The following is a 19,380-nucleotide window of genomic DNA, read 5'->3' as shown; positions in this document are numbered from 1 at the left end:
ATTATCAACGCCCCAATATAAGAATAATAATTTTCCAATATCGCTGCCTGTTTTTTGGTTAGCATATTGTTATAAAAAAAATACCCCGCCGGGGTCTTGCTTCGGCTGGGGTTGCCCGGTGGTATTCCGCCCCCTACCCAGCCCGATGAGGAGACCATCCGGCGGCTTAACGACCTAAAAATTCGGGTTACTTTGATGAGACTGGGGAAATAAATCCCCCCTTCCCGGGAGGGAAATTCTACATTGGGGAGCGATTCCTCCTTAAAATACCCTTTGTATCTTCTCTATGAAGTCGTTCAGATGGGATAGCTTGAAGAGTTGCTTATCGTTGGCGTCCGCTTCGAAGTTCATGAACAGGATGCTGCCGTCCCTGGCAAGTGTCATCAGGTAGTGATCCTGACGATAGATATCATAGACGACCAGATCCCCGTGATCCTCTTCCTTGCACACAAACTCCACCGGCCCTTCGACTCCCTCTATCCTCATCGGTTCGATTTTCAGACATTCCATAAATGCCTTTTAGGGATATCCCGCCAAACCCGGGCCAATTCCTCGGCACACCTCCTGCCACCTCCCGATAAGGATACGATTTGGGATGCACCCTCTAGGTCTGGCGGAATTGAGATACCTAATTCGTTATGAAAAGGGGGGTACTAGGGAAAAGAGCAAAAGAATCGTCTGCTAGTACGGTATCGTTGCCCTGCAATTCAACTTCGAAATATGTTTGCCCCTCTAACTTCTGGTACGGTTTTCCGGTCAGCGATAAATTGGGGTCACGTAATCCAATCCGAACATGATTTGTATAAAATAGAAAAACAATTCCGGTGTTTTTGAAATAGTGATTTACCAAAAATGCAAAGGCTTCACACTTATCCTCACAATCCCCTTTACCAAGAGCAAACGTATTTTCGGGAAAAGAGCACCAGTCCTCTTTTCCATAGACTACCTTATCTTCCTCAAATTGAATACCACTCTGCACAAATTTTATCAGAAAGTTAATGGAATCGAGCCTATACCGACACTGTCCTAATTTACCATCTAGCATTGAAAAAAAGGAATTTTGGAAAATGGGGCTTACTGGCGCCATATAATAATGATGATCCGGGATTATCCTGGGCAGGTCATTATAGTACCTATTATATGATTTCGAAAAGTCGAATTCAACGGAGTCTTTCTTTCCAGAGCAATAATTAAAAAATGAAAGCTCCTTACGTGATGCGTTTACATTCCGGATATTGGGCGTTTTCACATAATCAAGCTGAATATCTTTATATTCTGCCCGGCAATACATTTCTATGTCCCTTAGCTTAGTGACCTTACTCTGTCGCTTTACAGGCATATACTTATATCCATCTTTTTCGAAATAGCGCGCATCATTAATTGGCCTTGATTTGTTATCAATACTAACTAAGGACAGCAACAGCCCCTTCGATATTTTTCCTATAGCATTATTTATACTAAGTTCAGTAAGGAGCATATTAACGATCTTCACCTTATCCGAGTCCTTGGCGTTTATGAACTGTGCATCAACAAATGCATCAATAAAATATACCAGTCCCCAATCATCCAATTCGGCAATTGCTCTGCTTTCAGTGATGTAGGTTTTTATTCGGGCCGGCACACCTTTAAATTCCAGCAAGGAATCCTTCTCTCCTGTTGACAATACCGGCAACTCAAACTTATCGCCATAGAAATCGAATGAACCTATCTGCGCATCAACATGTGTACTTAGTAATAAAGCCAGGACAAAAGCCAACTTCATTCATCAATTTACAATTTTTCCCATTACTTTAGGGGCTGTTCGAATAATTTTCCCATTGTCATAAATCCGCCTTAAAATCTTTTTGTTTTTTGTAAAGTTCTTGATGTAATCCTGTATGGCCTGTACCCTCTCACGGACCAAATCTCTAAAAGAATGTGGTGTAGATCTGTCCTTCAGGTCTGTATCGATATTATCCTTAAAATCTGTCCCCCCGCTCAATGACAGCTCTGCATGTTTGTCCTTCCTAAGTGACCTTATTACTTTATTTATAGTTTTATCCAATTGATTTTTGTCTGTTTGTTTAAAGTCGATTTGTGATTGGTCGGCTACAAATGTAACATCGAGAAGGACCTCCTCCCCTACTCTAAATACGTCATCGTTGATCTTAAGGAATGAAAAAAGGTTAGGCAGTGTGATCTTTGAAAGTCCACCCCAGATACTAGGTATTACTGCAGCATTGTCATGAGGATCACCCATCTGACCTCTGGATGGTCCCGAATACGTGTTCCCTGAAACATCACCAAATAGACCCTTGTAGAAGGCTACAAAGTTGTTTCCCCAGCTACCTTCATAACTTACCCCGGGGAAGAGGTATTCTCCAGTCGCATACCCTAAGCCCGACCCCACCAATGCCCCCCCGGCTCCGGCCACGACCGACCAAAATCCGTTCCATTTATTGTTCTTAGCCACAAGATACAGGCTTGCTCCTGCCAACGTCCCAAGCGAGCCGCCGATAATTCCACCCCATGTAACACCAAGCTGGGGCAAATCCCCGCCGTCCGGATCGATGTTGTTCACAGGATCACTCCCCATCCCCACATATGGGTTTGCAAACTGATCGTAAGGGTCCACTCCCGTCCACCGCCCGATCTGCGGATCGTAATTGCGGAGTTCGAACTCATCCCATAGCGTATTCTCCTCCTCTTCGCTGTAGTCCCCCTCGAAGCGGTATTTGGTGGCCATTCCCCCGAAAGCGGTGGTCGAGAGCCCGCCTATCTTCTCGCCATAGGCATAGTAATGGTTCTCTTCTTCGATATTGCCATGCACCTGTGATACGGACAGGTTGTCGAAATATACGTCCTGGTTGCTCTCATTGCTGAGATAAATGTAGACATAGCCATTCTTCGGGGCCTTTTGCCCCAATATCAATGGAGAGGCACTCTGGTTGTTGGCACTGTTCACCTGTGCCAGGTTGGTCCCTACATTCGGCGCATTGTTGTCCTGGGGAATAAAGTTGAACTGCTCGTCAAAGAATAACACGGTCAGGAATGCTTTCGGCGCCGAACCACTATTATTCGTATAATACTTATTGATAAAGGAACTGAAATTACTGGATGCCGCACCCAGATTGGTACTGATCGCCCCGCTGTTTGCCTCCGCTACAGCTGCCATATTCCCGCCCAACAAGGCTCCTATTAATGCCGTTACGGCATCGCTGCCCGTATAGGTCGGCCCCGCCGGGCTGTTGGTGAAGTAGAAATAGCTGACGCTGGTATTGATCACATCCCCCGCTGATACCTTCAGAAGCATATTGGGGCCAATGGTCTGGTAGCCTGGCGCCGCACTAAGATGACATACATTGGCCGTACTATTTCCTGTCCATGGGGTCTGGGTCGTCAGCGTCCTCGTCAGGTTCACCTCGTTGTCGGGGGTTGGATTACCCGTAGTAGGGTCTACTTTACCAAAGAGCTTGGCTTCATCCGTACCCAGATTGGGGTCCGCCGAACTGGAGGTTTCCATTGTGGCGATATAGAACTCCGTTTGGCTTTGTTCCGTCAGCACCAGCCGGACATTGCTCAGTTGATCTTTGATAAAATATTCGAAGACCCCCTGCTTGCCCGAAAGTACATTGTTCGCGCCGGTTGTACCCGCGTTGAGCTGTTGCTGCGCAGAATTGACAGGGGTAATGATCTTCAGCCTTCCTTCATCATGCAGCACGAACTGCAACACATTATTCTGGTAAACGAATTCATCATCATAGGTAGTCGTAGTAACCACATTTGGTGTAACGGTCAGGTCAGTCACCGTTTTGCTGAGTTTCTCACCGTTGGCATCATAAGTATAGCTAATGAGGGTCTTTCCCGCAATCGTCACGGAATACGGTTTGTTCAAATAATTATACTTGATACCCGCTACATCCGTGATGCCTTTATTCTGATCCTGTGTCAGGTTGCCATTGGCATCATAGCTATAGTCGGGTGTCGGTCCCTGTCCATTAGAGCCGTCCGCGAAATCATATAATTTCCCGTTCCCCGCAAAGTTGGCGGTTTCATCCACCCGGGCAAGCTGGTTGCTGTTCTGGTCACTCGGTGTCCCATAGGTGTATGCCAGATTATCGACCGTTACGGGAATGTTAACACCTGGCACTAGGCCCTTGCGCACCATGGATTGAATATTCCCGTTCTTGTCATTATTCCCATTCTTATCTATATACGAGATCGACTCAGACAGATCAACCACGCTGTTGTCCCAGCTGTTGGCGGGCGCTTGCCGTTGCAGGAACGTCGCCCCCGTCAGCCTGCCCATATTGTCATACGTATAGTCATATCTACGCATGGAATTATCGCCTTGCGATTTCCAGATAACTCCCGTAATGCTCCCGTCATATTTGGCGGCAGTGAACTGGTTATCTCTGTTGTCATAGCCGACATATAAGCCAAAGAAATCATTCCATTGATCATAAGTATTCTGGTCCAGCGCGTAGGCGTTATTAATTCCGGTGAGCCAGCCCTGGATGTTATAGCTATAATTCAGGGTTTCCATGGCATTTTTCCCCGATCCGGTATAACCTGGCGCCAATGTTTTTGAGGTCATCTTCCCATATTCATCATACGTGTACGAAGCCAGGTCTTTGAAGAAGGTGCTGTTGAAATTTTTGGCCAGGTCTGTCAATCTTCCCAGATTATCGTAAGCATTCCGGCTGACAATCGTGAATTGTGTCGAACTGCCGGCCATGTGTTTGACGCAGCTGCCCCATGATTTGCCAGCAAAATCAAACCGGTTGGTAACAATATCCGTTCCTCCCAAGGAATTATCGTTCTGTGTCTGCACAACACGTCCCTGATTATCATAAAAGTTATCCGTTTCCAGCCAGTTGCCCTGGGTCAGGTCGGCAGGGTTCGTAATGACCTTTACCTTTGACACGGTGATCCTTCCCCTGGTATGCGGATCATACTGGGAAGGCAAGGGAAGCGCCTGTTGGTTGGTGGAAGGGTCGAAAAGGGAATTATCAGCCGTCGTATAGCTCTTCGTGCCCTGGCTATAGTCATCGTAAAAGGTCTGGGCAAGCAATATTATCGAAGTATTGGCAGGAACAGGATTATCGGCAATGGCGACTGCTTCAGGAACGATCGGTCCCAGGTTAGGATTGATATAGGCAATGAATGTACCATTGGCATCGCTTTTAAAATTTTGAAAAATGATACTGTTGGCGGCAACGTACTGTGATGCACCATTCTGTTGTCCGGTGACGAGGAGGTTGGCGCTCGTGCCAGCATCTTCATTAATGATTATGTTACCCGTGCTGGCATTCACGCTGCTCTGCAAAGCAGCAGGTGTAAAGCTGGCCTGCAATACCCCGCTGGTCGTTACCCGGTCCAATGCATCGTATAAGAGGACTTTCCATTGATTATTGGTCTGACCAAGAGCATCTTGTGTAAAAATAGGCCGGTCCCGCTGGTCGTATACCACATCCGTCTCGCCGATACCGGGCTGTTTGCGCGATATCAATCTACCCTTTCCATCATAAGCATATACAAAACAAAGATCATTCACCAACTGCTGGGTAAGCGCCCAGCTATTGTTGTCCAGGTAATCGACCAATTTGGGTGTAATGACATACCTCAACTGGTTGAAGTCGTCATATACGTAATAGGTGCAGGCCCAGCCGGCGTGCTGGGTGGAGAGACTGCTGGCATCAGCCAGCTGCACCTTTTTCAGGATCGTATCCCCTGAATAGTCTATATAAGTGATCACCTGGTTACCTTTTTCATCCGTTGTGGTGTTTTTAAACAAGGTGCCGGCGCCATAGACAGCCGTCGGCGAGCTCACTGGAATGGCCGTCGCCGAATAAGCCAGGGTCCAGATATGGACCATCTCCGGTGCTGAATTGAAATCATAGCTATAGCTGGTTCCAATATTATTGCCGCCCCAGCTTGAACCAGGCGCTAATGATCTCGTAATTCTTTCAAGAGGATTATTTTCATAGATCGTCTGGGAATAAGTGGGGGCGCCGGAGGGCTCGCCAAATTTCGTGGTTACGAATGTAGCTTGCTCCGTTAGCACGTTAGAAGATTTGAACATCCCCGGATTATCCGTTGTCGTGTAGGGCAGGTAATGCTGCACGTTCCGTCCTGCAGCATCATATGCGACGGGCACTACCAGGTCAGTGGATGTCCCTCCAACCAGGCTCCCGGATTTGTCCAGCTTCTGGATCGGCCGGCCGAGCCCATCAAGATAGGTGGTCCTTTCCCGTTTTTGTCCAATCGGCAGGTGATCTATCGTGATAAAATCTGAGATGCCGGCAACCAGGATGTCCTGTACCCGGATATAGTTCTGGTTTTCCCAGTCCGATGACACTACCTGGAACGAAGTCGTGGCCACTGCCGCATTCTGCGGACAGGTATAGGTCGGGTTCATGGATACGGATATCGACTGTATTTCGGCGCCTGTTGAGATGGTGGGGCTAAAAGAATTCCCGGACACATTCGGCACCGTAGTCCCATTTAACTGCCAGGTATAGACAGGTGTGCCGCTACCATACCCGCCGGGTGTGGCAGTAAAAGTGACGGTACTGCCTATGACTACCGGCGTCACGCTTTGACTCAGGGAAACAGAAGGGTACGTCAGCGGCTCAATATTAAATGGAATGTTACTTGTATTAGCCGTTGCAGTAGGGCTCTGCACACAGGCGCTCGATGCCGCGGTTGCCTGCACCGTGATGGACTGCAGGTCGGAAAGACTTGTCGCCGGAACTGTAAACGAATTGCCTTGCACCTGAGTGCCGGTAGTAGTTTGCTGCCACACAAAGGGGGCGCCGGTCGGAAAATTCGTACTGGCCGTCAAAGTTAGCGACGCCCCCGAACACACTGTTAAATTGGTTGAGATATAGACATTGAATACCTGCGGCTGAGTTAAGGCTGGCACGGTGATCTGATTGGAATAGACCGATCCCAGGGAACTACTGGTGACATAACACTGCACTACGTCGCCTGCGCTTAAAGCAGTTGTAGTTAAAGTGCTCTGAGTGCCTCCATTTATGGGAACCTGATCTTGTTTCAGCCATTGGTAGGTAACATCGGTGGCACCACTGACAGAACATGTAAACGTAAGGGGCTGATTTGAGCAGGTAGACCCTAACGGCCCGGATATTGTCGCACTGAATTGCCCTTTAACCTCGCTGATCCTGGTGGCCGATATTATTGACACCATCACCATCACTTTTGCCAACAGGCTTATATTGGATAAGTATTTCATGACCATAAATTAATTGATCTGATGGGTCTTGACTTATTGTTTATAATTATAATCGTACATCCTGATAATATTCCCCTGGTCGTCTTTCACATACCTCAATCGGTTCATATTATCATATTGATAATAGGTGACTTTCCCATCGACACCGCATTCCGAGGTCTTCCCGATAAGCGGGGCATAGGTAGTGGTTCTCATTTTCGCACCCACCGGATAGATCCTGAACTCATCGATCAACCCCGTCCCGGACGCGCTGATCTTATCCACATTGTTCACCTGAACTTCATAATAGGTCCAACCATTCGCCGTTTCTCCCTGTTTCCAGCCGCTGCTTCCCTGGCAGCTGTTGAAGATCGCTGTTCCATTCTGGCTGCCGGTGACGCAGGCCGAGCCGTTCTTCGACCAGAAAGACACAATATAATTCAGAGTATTGTTGAGTCCGGCAAAACTGAAATAGCCATTAGCACCTGCATTCGAAGGATGGCTGAGATTGAAGCATTGATTTCCCGTGCGGGCGTCTGATGAGACGATAGCCGCCGTATTCATGCTTGATCCAGGCTTTCCCCCATCTGCTTCAAAGGAAGTATACCAGATATCATTATAGGACGCATTGTCAACTTCGGCAACTTGTAGCTGTCCGAGATAGTCAAATATGCTGCTCTGTATTCTGTTGCTTCCGGTGATCGTCTGTGCAACATTCCCAAAATTGTCATAGCCGAACATGGACACCTGCTGGTAATAATTCGGGTCCCGCAGGACACTTGCCGTATTGAAAGGCTGTAACGCAGTACTTACCACAGGCAAGGGGTTTTGAAACGTATACGTAAAGGCTGGTTTTATATCTCCATTGAAAGTAGGCCTATAATCCGTCGCAGAGGCCCCGATCATATACTGGTTGCCATCGCTTTTATTGATATAAGTCTCGGTAGAGATCACCGGCGAAAGGATGTTCGAAGCGCTGAGATTCATAGTCGCGATACCCCCGGTTGCCTGTGGATAATCATAAGGATGGTAATAAAAGGTCTCCACCTTCTCTCCCTTGGAGTTGTTGGTGTATTTGTGCTTCAGCTGGTAATTGGCATCGTACTCGAAATTCGTAGTCGTCGTCGTCGATTGTTGAGGTTGGGCACTGTTATAGACCGTTTCATCCGTGCTTAGAAGCACCATATGTCCGTAATAGGGATAATAAGGCCTTGGCTCTTGTTGGATAAAGGATGATGACGTTTCTGGCACACGTATGGTACAACCATATTCACTGCCGGTAGTCGACCAGGAAGTGGACATAAAATTGGGGTCAGTAAGCTGATTGACAACAGGAGGTTGATAATGATTGACGGTCTGTTTCACCAGATGGGTCATCGACTGATCGTATACCGTCACTGTTTTTGGCAACCCATATACCCAGTAGGCATATCGCGGTATGTTGGAATACGCCACCGACACCGAGCCAACTTCAAATGCATGGTCGGCGGGACTCGTGTATTCGTACACAATTTCCCCTATGTTCCCGCTTCCCAGGATGCTTATCTCTTCCGTCCGGGCATACCCCCAGGGAAGCCGGTTGTTGATATTCGTGCTGAGACTCTGATAATTGGTAAAGGAGGTGGTAGTCGTTGGCGGATTCGATGTGCCGCCCAAAAGCTCATATATGGCATAAGCTATCTCAACCGCCTCGGCCACACCAGGTAAATATTCCGCCAGCATCTCCAGACCGACTGCTGCACCCATTGATACAGGATTCTGCGATAATCCAATCCCGCCGATGCTTTTTTCAACGTAACTGGCCGCCACTTCTTTAATAATTCCGGCGGGGGTTTGCTTTGGAGCACACCCAAAAGCTGTTACACTTCCAGGGGTACTATAGGTGAAAGATTCATTACCCCACCCCGACGAGGTTTTCTCGTCAGCATTCAAATATTTATATTGCTTGATGATATCGTTATTGTGCGAGATACCATCATAATTCGTAGTGGAATTAACCCTGACGCCTCCAAGAATTCCGCTCGCCCCAACATTGTTCTCATAGCTATATGTCAAAACACCCCCCATAGGGTAGGTTACTGATTTAATAACGCCATTCTTGGCTATTGTTGATTGTACATTCTTATATACCCCCAACCCATTCCTGATCCAGGTATTCAGGCTGGAAATGGAATAGATAGACCCATACGTATCCTGCGAAGCATTGGTTATAAACTGGCCCGCATTGTAATACCCATAATGATCCTGATAGATACTGAACATCGGTGGAATAACATCGATATAGGTATTGTTGTCCCCACCCATATTATAGGCAAACTTGTACGGAGATTCACTGATATTATTCTGCCCCGTTTTTTGCAAGGTCAGCAGGCAAAGGCGGCTCCATTGCTTTTCCTGAGTGGTATACGGATAGGTTGGGCTTTGTATCGCTCCATCGATACCAACCATATAGCCATAGCCGAAATTCCAGCTGTAAACAGTATTACCTTTATAGCTCACTGTCAATTGACTCAGCGCACTCTGATTCGGGAGATCGATCCTGGGCGTGGGATAGGAAAAGTCCAGCCTTTCGTTATTGGACAGGATCACACTGGAAAGCCGTTTGCCTCGAACTTTATAGCGGTTCCATACCACCATGGCATTGCCCAGACCCCCACCCGACACCGTACCCGAACTTATCATCTTATCCGTATTCTTGTCTTCTTCATACGTATCATAATTCAGGGTGATCTGTTTCCCCGTCAACGGATTGATGATCTGGGACAGATACCATTTATTGCCGACAAGTTGCCCGTTGGCGGTACCTAATAGAAAATTAACCCAACCACCGTTGTTTGATCCCTGGGCTCCAGTCATCGAAAAACCTAATTGTAGTAAACTTCCAATATCTGCATTATCTGTTGGCGTTTGCCGAAAATCGGTATAAGAAGAGACATAACCGAGTTCCATGTCCTTAAACACATATTGGATACCCGACTCGTCCGTTATCGTAAACTGGGAGATCCTTGTGCGAATGTTACTGGCGCTCATGTCGGTTGTCTGAAAACTGATCTGCAACTTTGAGTCGTTCAACGTCACTACCTGCATATTCTTACCAATAACAAATTGACCTGTCCGGCCATTAAAGGAGAATTGAAAAACATCCTGATCCCTATCGGCCAGGATTTCAGGCGGCTCTTTATACCCATGTACACCGGACGAAAAATTCACCTCGTATGGACTATAGGCCCCCTGGTTGTTGATCATATCTGAAGGGGAATAGGTGGTATACAGATATCCATCCGGGTAGTAAGAGGATGCATATTGAGGATTTTCTATGTTTTGATCGGCCGGGGGCGGCAGCACAAAGGGGGGAGGGTTATTCATCTTCTGGTCATCCGGCTCCCCATGCTGTATCCGCTGGATGAGCCCGCCACAATTCAGGGCCCAGCCCGTGCCCACTGCGGATGCCATTTCAGATACCTTCAACCCATTGCCATCTACATACACCAGACTGGCGTCTAACTCCAAACGGTTGGCTGCATCCTTATAGCTATACAATGGTATATTGATCTCCGCCGCCCCATTCTGCGGATTCACTTGCGCCTCTACACTAAAAAAAACAAGGGGAAAACATAAACCTAAGCAAATAGCCTTTTTCATATCGGACATGTTAGCATTGGTTGATTAGAACGAATACCCCACCCGGAAAACGATCGGCTGCGCCTTCGGGGTCTGGTTGAAACTGAGAATATCACAAAGCAGCTGTGCCTTGCCCTTCACCTTTTTCGAGATCTGGTACTGACGGCTCAGCCCCACCAGTCCGCTCTTCTGCCAGCCGGACACACTTCGCAGTTGGGCCAGCGACCGGAAAGCCGACAGGTAGTTCTCTTCATACCCGCCGCTGAGATAAAGGTTCTTCTTTATCTTCCAGTCGATATAGCTGCGAAGCCCCAGGCCCTGCCCGGAGAATTGAATATGTTGAAGGCCATTGCCCAATCCCGCTTTAAACGCTGCACCCACCCCGACGGTGGCCCGGTCGTTCAGCCTATAACCAAGCGAAAGCGCCACGTCGCAAAGCGTCGGCAATAAGGTGGTCGCCGGCTCGAATTGCAGGTTGGCGCCATATTCCAGCCGTTTCCACAAAGATTTCGTCTTTTGACTATTGGGAGTAAAACCCGGATTCGCAGGGTCGGTACCATCCCCCCCACCCTGGGATAGCTTTGTCTTCAGCTGGCTCACCACACCCACCGCCTGCTGCATCTGCTGTTCCACCTGCTGCTGTGCACCAGGCCCGCCAACCGACACCTTCTCCTGGATCATCTTCTGTACGACAGCCCTGGTCTGTAATCCCTTCATACTGCTGTCGGTGAGATTATAGCTTTCCGGCTGGCCGAAAAGTTGGCTCAGATAAGAATGCTGGCTGAGGAAACTTTTGTATGCAGGCAGCCGGGACAACACCGCCACAGCCTTCTGCTGCATCTTCGACGGGTCGTTCAGTGACTCTTTCCAGTCATTGACCTGCTGCTTATAATAATAGACGCTTTTATTCATATTGCCCAGCTGACCGGCCATCCCATATTTGCCCAGCTGCTGGCTTAAGAAGGCCTTTCGCTGCCCCAGCCAGTTCTTAAGGTTGTCGACGACCTGTATCTTACCCTCCAGCGCTTGCACATTGGCGATAGTACCGGTAAGCCGCTGAGCCTGAGTCCCGGACAATCGATCTTTGTTCGCCTGCAGAAAAAGCAACGTATTCTTCAACGAGTCCAGCGAAGGCAGATGACTTCCTGGCCCAGCCCCCGGGATGCCAATAGACGTGCCCTTTGCAAGAGCTGACTGCAGCTGACCATACCTGGCTTCCACATCGCCAAACAAGGAGCTCGCAGCCGCCTGATCCGTTTTTCCCAACTGCGTCTTCAGCCTGCCTTCTTCGGCAGCGATATTGCGGAGATATTTTTGTGATTCGCCCGTCAGCCGGCCGTTGAGCGCCGAGACCTGGGCATCCACCCTGTCCAGGTATTTCCCGCCCTGGAATTGCGCCAATATTCTGCCGATGGAATCGGTTGAGGGTGCTGATTGTGCCGCCAGGTGGAGATAAAGAGAAAGCAAGAAAGGGATGAGAAGTAAAACTCTTTTCATTGTATTTTATTTCAGGATAATGGCAATACCCATCACACCGATGGCTACCGGTAATACCCTCTGCAAAACAGTGATCCACGAAAAAAAATTGCTGAAAAGAAAGACTTAACTGTCCTCGGGAAGTGTGGCGAGCAGGAGCATGGTATTAGGTTTTATGGTTTATGGCGTCATCGACGGGCCGCATAATTTGAACGGCCATCTATAGGGTAGGATGTGTTACTATCAAAAATAGCGCTTTACACCGAGAATTGCTATCGGTTATCCAATGCAGGGGCAGGCCATTTCACAGGCGTGTATAAAACAATATAAGTGTGTAGGAATCGGCAACCGGCGTGCAAATTTTTTTTTACCCTTTCTACAAAATATCTCCTCCCCGGTAGCTATACCGCTCTTTGATGCGCCGCGTCACCTCCTCCAGCGGCATCCGCTTCGGAACAGTATCCTCTCCCCGCTCCCACTGATCCAGCTCCTCTTTGACGTGCTTCTTCTGCAATGCCGAGAGCTGCTGCAGCAGCTCGGCCGTCATTTCTTTCTGCCGGCCGTTTACTTCCTGCTGCTTTTCGTGCCGCAACTCCTTGTCCCGGCGCATCCCATCCTCCGCCGCCGCCATCTGCTTCAGTTCCATCGAAGCCAGAGCGAGATCGTACGGACCGGTATTCATGATCATCTTCGACAGGATGGGCCCTGTCTCGATCAGGATGATCAGCAGCGACAGCAGCAGGTTGGCCCAGAATACGCTGGGCTCATGGGCTGAGAGGTCGGACAAAGCCTTGTTCCGTTCTAAGAACCCTACATCAGCCGTCACCTGCGCCTCATATTGGCGGTTGCGGAGATCACGCCCCGCATTCGCTCCCGCGATCAGGCTGTCCTGGTAACGCATTTGCCCTTCCAGCTGACGCAGCTCGGGCGTAAATTGTCGCAGTGCCGACTCAAAGGCCTGCTGCTTCAGCCGGGTGAGCTTGTCGATCCCCCGGCGTTGCGATCCGCCCGTCCCATCCGCTTCCCGGATATAATCCTGTTGCAATTGATGAAGGGTATCCTCCAACGCCGCCTTGCGCGCGCTAAGCCTGTCCCGCTCCTGTTGTGCTGCCGCCAGGGTGGTGCGGTTCTCGGCCTGCAGCAGGCTGTCATTCATGAGCAACTTCTGGTGCCGGTTGGCTGCCAGCTGTACGTCGATCTCTTTCTCGAAGATTTTCAATTCCAGCGGCCGGGCGATAGTAAATCCGATGAGCAGCGCCAGGGCCAGCCGCGGCGCCGCCATCCACAGCTGCTTTCGCTGTGAGACCCCGTATTTCCGCATCGTCGAGACCAGGAAGCGGTCGAAGTTGAAGATGATCAGCCCCCAGATGAGCGCAAATAATACCGCCCATACCGGGTCGGCAAACACACTATAGATCGCATAGCCCGCCGAAAGGGCCGCCAACACAAAGGTCGCCAGCAACACGCCGCCCAGCCCGGCATACTTGGTCTGCTCGGAAGGACAATCCTTCAGCAACCCCTGGTAGGCGCCGCTGCACCACCACAAAAAATGCCTTTCGGTCGGCTTCCTCGCCTGGCTGCCTACCCCGGTAAAGGAATCATAGGTATAGCCGCCTTCCATCCGGCCTTCATCGGTCGTTGTCGTTGCCATAAATTAAATGATTGATTTACGCCCGGCGATATCGGCCGGACGTCCTACGTTGTGTTGGAGTGGGGACAGGCAAATAACGGGAAAAATCCGCGGAAATTGCAAAGGAAACGCTAAATCGGCGCAGCTATATTGACACCTTCTCGCAGCAACGCCCCATGGATCAACTCTGCAAACTCCACCGCATGCGCCCCATCACCATGCAGGCAAACAGTTTCGGCCTTGATTGCGATCTCACCACCCGCGGTAACTACGCGGCCTTCCCCCACTAGCCGAAGCACCTGCGCCACCGCCGCGGCACCATCTGTAATGAGCGCACCGGGCTCCGTCCGCGGCGTCAGGCTCCCATCGAACCGGTAGGTCCGGTCTGCAAACACCTCACTCACAAAACCAAGTCCCCCTGCAACCGCCGCCGGCTCCATCAGGCTGCCACTGAGCCCATATAACAGTAGCGAGCCGTCGAAATCAGCCACGGCCCGCGCGATCAGCTCACTCACCGCAGCATCCTTCGCCGCCCGGTTATACAAGGCGCCATGCGGCTTCACATGGTGCATATGCACACCCAGGCCCCTGCACACCTCATCGAGCACCCGCAGCTGCTCATACAGCGAGTCTTCCAGCTGCGATATCGACAATCCCTCTCCAAGGATATCCACCCGGCCAAACCGCGCCCTGTCCGGATAGGAAGGATGCGCCCCAATGGCTACCCCATGGCGCAACGCAAGCTCCACCGTCCTGCGCATGATATCGGCATCACCCGCATGGGCGCCACAGGCAATATTGGCACTACTGATAAAAGGAAAAATAGCCGCATCCGTCTCGATCCCCTCTCCCATGTCGCAATTGAGATCTACTCGCACACCATTTCATTTAAATGATCGAGGCAACTACGCTGCAGGATGTGCAGTTCTTTCTGGCGGGCGATGAGAAGCTGCTCGGCCGCCTCCAGGTCCATCAATGTGAATTGTATCGTATCGGAAGGCCGCAACTGCGCTAATTTGGGCAGATGGGCCGTGATGACATGCGCGATGCGCGGATATCCTCCCGTCGTTTGATGATCGGCCATCAGCACGATAAGCTGCCCGTTGGGCAGCAGCTGCACTGTCCCAAAACTCACGGCGGAAGTCACCAGCTCGACAGGCCGTTCAAGCGCCAATGGCGCCCCCTTCAGCTGATAACCCATCCGGTCGGACGAAGGATGGATCATGAAATTATTCTCCAGGAAATTACACCGGGTACCCGCAGACAACAAATCCCATTCATGCCCGGGAATAAACCCGATCTCATGCGGGTATTGATAGGCCTTATCGGTGTTGACCCGCCAGGGCAGGGTCTCGAAATTGCTCTCATCTTTCAACAGTCCCGCAAAATAGATGGTGTTCTCGTTGAAGGGCAGCTCATCCCCCTTCTTCAACGCCAGCCCATGCCAGCCGCCATTCCCCGCTTTTAGATTCGTACTATAGCTGTTGAGCCACTTTTTCAGGCAATAGCCCCCGTGCACGCTGAGATAGCATCTCCCCCCCTGTATCAGGGAAGGAAAATGAAGTACTGTATTCTTCCTCACCACAACGGGCTGCCATCGGGGAATCGCTTCATCATTGATCGTAGGGGAGAAATCGGCGCCGGTTATCGCAATAAGCGTATTCTGCTCGAAAAGTATCTGCGGACCAGGAAAATGAATCTCCATCACTGCTTCCTGCTTGTCATTGCCCACCAGCAGGTTGGCTACCTGGGCTGCGTAGGGATCCATCGCACCGCCTGGGCTGACGCCCCAATTACCGAAACCGTGTCTGCCCAGATCCTGAATCGTATCGAGCAAACCGGGCTTAATAATGGAAAAAGCCATAGCGCATTATAATTTGAGGTGGGGTCGCAACAAAGGCTTCAGCAGGCAAGGATTAAGCGGCGCATAGGAAGCAAGTCGTCGAAGCTACTAAATTAAGAAACCCCAACCATAACCGATTATTTAAAAGGCTTACTATCCGGGACGCCCGGACATATCTCTGAAAGCTTTGGCCGAAACCGGGTAAAACTGAACATTATCTCCTGCCTGCAACCGAATCGGCGGGTCTGCCTCCACGTCAAAGAGCTTCACCGGTGTCCGGCCAATGATCTGCCATCCCCCCGGGCTGGTTAGCGGGTAGATCCCCGTCTGCATGCCTGCAATTCCTACACCCCCGGCAACGACAGTCACCGGTTGCGGCTTCCGCGGAAGCTGCAACCGCCGGTCAACCGTCCCCAGGTACGGAAAACCCGGCAGAAACCCGACCATATAGACCCGGTAGGTACTCGCCACATGAATATCGATAACCTCCTTTGGCGTTAGCCCTTGCTGCGCCGCCACCCATTGCAGGTCGGGCGCATACTCCCCCTCATAGCAAACAGGGATGCGAAAGAATTGCCCGTCCGGCCCCTTGTACGCATCATCCACCTCCTGCCAGGCGCGTTGCAACAACCCTTCCAGCCAATTGTACACCCTATGATGGCCATTTACGCCACTGGCCGCAACCAATGCCGGATCATAAAAGACCGACACCGAACTATACGCCATTATTATATCCTGGATTCCCGGAAAACGATGGGCCTGCAACCAGTCATGAAGGGCTAATGCTTTTATATTACGCTGTTCATCAATGCAATTACCAAGATCGATGGTAATAGCCGAATCACCCAGGGGAAATATGGAATAAAGAGGTGGTGGGTGAGTCACGGCATCAGATTTGATGAACAAAATACGCCATTTTGAACAACCACACCCCCAATTGTGTTCATAAACTTATAACTTCCCATTCTTACCCGTCTATAAATAATTGATTATCAGCACAAATGAAAAAGGCGCGGTGACCCGGACACCCTCCACCCGTTCCGGCTGATTTTTTAATATGAAGGTTATACTGTAAAATTGCACCGATCTATTTATAATACATGGCCAAAAATCTATTAATTGTGGAGTCTCCGGCGAAAGCCAAGACCATAGAGAAGATACTGGGAGAGGATTTCGAAGTAAAGAGCTGTTATGGACATATCCGCGACCTCGAGAAAGATGACATGGGTATCGACATAAAGAATAATTATCGCCCTCGCTATATCGTCCCTCAAGATAAAGAAAAGGTTGTCAAGGAGTTAAAATCCATCGCCAAGAAGTCTGGCGAGGTCTGGCTCGCGACTGATGAGGACCGCGAAGGAGAAGCCATTTCCTGGCATCTATGCGAGGTCCTGGGCCTCGACCCCGGTACTACCAAACGCATCGTCTTCCATGAGATAACAAAACCCGCCATCCAGTCGGCCGTCAACCGGCCCAGGACGGTAGACATGAATCTGGTCAACGCCCAGCAAGCCCGCCGGGTGCTCGACCGCATCGTAGGCTTCGAGCTCAGCCCCGTCCTCTGGCGCAAGATGAGCATGAAGAACAACCTCAGCGCTGGCAGGGTACAAAGCGTGGCCGTCCGCATCATCGCCGAACGCGAAAGAGAGATCAACGCCTTCACCGCCGTCAGCTCCTTCAAAATAGAAGGGCTTTTCACGGCAAAGGATGTCACCGGCAAGGCCGTCACCTTCTCCGCCGAAGGTAAGAAGCAAAACTCAGCCGAAAACGCCGAAAAATTCCTTCAAAGCTGTTTCAAGGCCGATTATACGGTCTCTGATATCCAGGTAAAACCCGGCAAAAAGACCCCGGCAGCACCCTTCACGACCTCCACCCTCCAACAGGAAGCCAGCCGCAAACTGGGGTACTCGGTCAGCCGCACCATGTTATTGGCCCAGAAGCTCTATGAAAGCGGTAAGATCACCTATATGCGTACCGACAGCGTCAACCTGAGCGATCTCGCCATGGATGCCGCCGCCAACCAGATCAAAAGCCAATACGGGGATAAATATCACCAGGCCCGGAAATTCAAGAACAAAAACGAATCCGCCCAAGAAGCCCACGAAGCCATCCGACCCACCTATATGGATGCCCTCACTGTCGATGATGCTGACGTCCGCCGGCTCTACGAACTCATCTGGAAAAGGACCATGGCCAGCCAGATGGCAGACGCCGAACTGGAAAAGACCACCGCAAAGGTTCGGATCAGCACCAATAAGGAAGAGCTCACTGCCAGCGGGGAAGTGCTGAAGTTCGATGGCTTCCTGAAAGTATACCGGGAAGATCGCGACGACGACGATATTGTCGAAGACGGCGAAGAAGGCCAGGAAGGCATGCTCCCGCCCCTCACCGTCGGACAAAAGCTCCCGCTGAAGGAAATGCGGGCCGTCGAACGCTTTTCGCGCCCCCAGCCTCGCTACACCGAAGCCTCCCTCGTAAAGAAACTGGAAGAGCTCGGCATCGGCCGTCCCTCCACCTATGCCCCCACTATTTCCACCATCCTGAAAAGAGGCTATGTCGAAAAAAGAGATAAGGAAGGCGTAAAAAGAGATTTCCGCATCCTGCTGCTAAAGAACGACCACATCGAAAAACTCGTCGAACAGGAAAACACCGGCGCCGAAAAAGCAAAATTATTTCCCACCGATTTAGGCCTGGTGGTCACCGACTTCCTCAAGCAGTACTTCGATGACATCATGGACTACCATTTCACGGCCCGCATCGAAGAGGAATTCGATGAGGTCGCACAGGGCAAGATGCAATGGAGCAAGATGATCGATGATTTCTACAACCCTTTCAAAAAAGACGTAGAGAATACCATCGAGAATGCCGAACGCATAAAAGGCGAAAGAGAATTGGGCATCGACCCGGCCAGCGGCAAAAAGGTCGTCGCCCGCATGGGTCGCTATGGTCCCATGGTGCAGATCGGCGATGTCAACGACGAAGAGAAACCGCGCTTTGCCAAACTGAAGAATACCCAAAGTATCGAGACCATCAGCTACGACGAGGCAATGGAGCTGTTCCGCCTGCCCCGGAATCTTGGCGCCTTCGAAGAAAAAGATGTGACGGTGAACATCGGCCGCTTTGGCCCCTACATCGCCCACGACGGCAAATTCTACTCGCTGGGCAAGGAATTCGACCCATATACGATAACTTACGACCAGGCTGCCCCCATCGTCGTCGAAAAGCGGGCGGCAAAAGAGCAGCGCACCATCAAGGTCTTTGAAAAAGAAAAGATACAATTACTGCGCGGTCCCTACGGTCCGTATATCAAGCAGGGGTTGCGCAATTACAAACTTCCCAAAGAAAAACAAGAAACCGCAGCCGACCTCACCCTGGAAGAGGTGAAGGCCATCATCGAAGAGGTGAAGGCCAACCCGCCCAAAAGGGTGCCCCGCAAGAAAAAGAGCAGCTAATCCGCAGCCCCTATCGCTTCCTGCAGGGCCTTGGCACACAATTTAATGAACATTTAGGGCGTTAGTGTGGATAATAAGTCCTCTAAACTCTTATCAACTTCTCCGATCTTGGAACCGGATTCCATCGTAGATTTGAGAAGGC

The 19,380-nt window shown here is 50.3% G+C and carries 10 protein-coding genes; 1 reads left to right on the top strand and 9 read right to left on the bottom strand.

Annotation, left to right across the window (positions count from 1 at the left end; genetic code table 11):
* Window positions 1–261: 261 nt before the first annotated feature.
* From IEY39_RS01350 to pxpB, 9 genes are all read right to left on the bottom strand, one after another.
* The gene (locus IEY39_RS01350) at window positions 262–510 is read right to left on the bottom strand and encodes a hypothetical protein (protein WP_188927754.1); all 249 of its coding nucleotides are present in this window, start codon (window positions 508–510) and stop codon (window positions 262–264) included.
* Window positions 511–628: 118 nt separating this feature from the next.
* Window positions 629–1,762, bottom strand: coding sequence for a hypothetical protein (locus IEY39_RS01345; protein ID WP_188927752.1), 1,134 nt, complete (start codon window positions 1,760–1,762; stop codon window positions 629–631).
* Window positions 1,763–1,765: 3 nt separating this feature from the next.
* Window positions 1,766–7,237, bottom strand: a complete 5,472-nt coding sequence (locus IEY39_RS01340) for a DUF6443 domain-containing protein (RefSeq protein WP_188927750.1) — start codon at window positions 7,235–7,237, stop codon at window positions 1,766–1,768.
* Window positions 7,238–7,270: 33 nt separating this feature from the next.
* A complete protein-coding gene (locus IEY39_RS01335; protein ID WP_188927748.1) occupies window positions 7,271–10,858 on the bottom strand; it encodes a hypothetical protein in 3,588 nt (1,195 codons plus the stop codon).
* Between the two features lie 24 nt (window positions 10,859–10,882).
* Window positions 10,883–12,334, bottom strand: a complete 1,452-nt coding sequence (locus IEY39_RS01330) for a hypothetical protein (RefSeq protein WP_188927746.1) — start codon at window positions 12,332–12,334, stop codon at window positions 10,883–10,885.
* A gap of 355 nt (window positions 12,335–12,689) precedes the next feature.
* On the bottom strand, window positions 12,690–13,964 hold the full coding sequence (locus IEY39_RS01325) for a DUF4407 domain-containing protein (RefSeq protein WP_188927744.1): 1,275 nt from the start codon (window positions 13,962–13,964) through the stop codon (window positions 12,690–12,692).
* Window positions 13,965–14,074: 110 nt separating this feature from the next.
* Window positions 14,075–14,821 carry a 5-oxoprolinase subunit PxpA gene (gene pxpA, locus IEY39_RS01320; RefSeq protein ID WP_188927742.1) on the bottom strand — a complete coding sequence of 249 codons (747 nt, stop codon included), beginning with the start codon at window positions 14,819–14,821 and terminating at the stop codon, window positions 14,075–14,077.
* On the bottom strand, window positions 14,812–15,807 hold the full coding sequence (locus IEY39_RS01315; RefSeq protein ID WP_188927740.1) for a 5-oxoprolinase subunit C family protein: 996 nt from the start codon (window positions 15,805–15,807) through the stop codon (window positions 14,812–14,814). The genes pxpA and IEY39_RS01315 overlap by 10 nt, the downstream gene beginning before the upstream one ends.
* Window positions 15,808–15,939: 132 nt before the next feature.
* Complete coding sequence (pxpB, locus tag IEY39_RS01310) at window positions 15,940–16,692, bottom strand: 5-oxoprolinase subunit PxpB (RefSeq protein ID WP_188927738.1); 753 nt, start codon at window positions 16,690–16,692, stop codon at window positions 15,940–15,942.
* A gap of 194 nt (window positions 16,693–16,886) precedes the next feature.
* On the opposite strand from pxpB, the gene topA reads away from it, so the two are divergent.
* The gene (gene topA, locus IEY39_RS01305; RefSeq protein WP_188927733.1) at window positions 16,887–19,238 is read left to right on the top strand and encodes a type I DNA topoisomerase; all 2,352 of its coding nucleotides are present in this window, start codon (window positions 16,887–16,889) and stop codon (window positions 19,236–19,238) included.
* Window positions 19,239–19,380 lie beyond the last annotated feature (142 nt).

The sequence above is a fragment of the Puia dinghuensis genome, from assembly GCF_014642875.1.
Classification (GTDB): Bacteria; Bacteroidota; Bacteroidia; order Chitinophagales; family Chitinophagaceae; genus Puia; species Puia dinghuensis.
Note: the sequence above shows the minus strand (reverse complement) of the source record. Positions and strands in the feature narration are given on the sequence as shown.

What these genes read in the sequence shown, in the direction of transcription:
- IEY39_RS01330 (WP_188927746.1), bottom strand. Translation starts at nt 12,334, where the DNA reads ATGAAAAGAGTTTTACTTCTCATCCCTTTCTTGCTTTCTCTTTATCTC.
- IEY39_RS01345 (WP_188927752.1), bottom strand. Translation starts at nt 1,762, where the DNA reads ATGAAGTTGGCTTTTGTCCTGGCTTTATTACTAAGTACACATGTTGAT.
- IEY39_RS01350 (WP_188927754.1), bottom strand. Translation starts at nt 510, where the DNA reads ATGGAATGTCTGAAAATCGAACCGATGAGGATAGAGGGAGTCGAAGGG.
- IEY39_RS01325 (WP_188927744.1), bottom strand. Translation starts at nt 13,964, where the DNA reads ATGGCAACGACAACGACCGATGAAGGCCGGATGGAAGGCGGCTATACC.
- IEY39_RS01335 (WP_188927748.1), bottom strand. Translation starts at nt 10,858, where the DNA reads ATGAAAAAGGCTATTTGCTTAGGTTTATGTTTTCCCCTTGTTTTTTTT.
- topA (WP_188927733.1), top strand. Translation starts at nt 16,887, where the DNA reads ATGGCCAAAAATCTATTAATTGTGGAGTCTCCGGCGAAAGCCAAGACC.
- IEY39_RS01315 (WP_188927740.1), bottom strand. Translation starts at nt 15,807, where the DNA reads ATGGCTTTTTCCATTATTAAGCCCGGTTTGCTCGATACGATTCAGGAT.
- IEY39_RS01340 (WP_188927750.1), bottom strand. Translation starts at nt 7,237, where the DNA reads ATGAAATACTTATCCAATATAAGCCTGTTGGCAAAAGTGATGGTGATG.